This is a genomic window from Bacillus sp. FG16, assembly GCF_057809515.1.
Genome location: NZ_JBMDKC010000306.1, coordinates 1 through 574, shown reverse-complemented (window position 1 = coordinate 574; position 574 = coordinate 1). Strand labels below are relative to the sequence as shown.

At 36.4% G+C, this 574-nt stretch carries 1 protein-coding gene; it reads right to left on the bottom strand.

Going from position 1 to position 574, the window contains the following annotated elements; genetic code table 11:
* Positions 1 to 47: 47 nt before the first annotated feature.
* The coding region (locus ACODS7_RS32440; RefSeq protein ID WP_488828671.1) for a transposase at positions 48 to 574 on the bottom strand (527 nt) is incomplete at its 5' end.

The following is a 574-nucleotide window of genomic DNA, read 5'->3' as shown; positions in this document are numbered from 1 at the left end:
AATCATTTTGATTTTAGCGAATAAAAACAACATAAAATAATAGAGTTTCAAAAAAAATAGCCCTCCACCAGACCTTTTTTGGTCAGATGGAGGGCTATTTTTTTCATGTTTTGACAAGCTGCGGTGAGATAAGCCTGCATTTGGACAGACTTCAGCCCTCGAAATCGAGCATATCGATAGCCATGTAGTTCTTTGGCGTCTGCAAAGCTTCGCTCTATAGTTGAACAGCGTACTTTGTACAACTTTTTCCCTGTAACTGTTAGTTTGTTTTTTCTAGCGATATCCTTATATTTCTCCCATATATGATGAGTGATAACTTTTTGTTTTTGTTTCTTTGAAAAACATACCTCACGTAGCGGACAAACAGCGCAGTCTTCTGGCTTCGATTTATATTTACGATATCCTTCACGATCCGTTGTCGCATACTCTAAAATACACCCCATCGGACAAACGAATGCATTCATTTCTTCTACATATTTAAATTGGCTTTTTGGTACTTCTTTATTTCTTTTTCCAAATCGGCGATACCCCATCACCATAAATATATTTCTCTCCGATAATTTCTTACAGATAT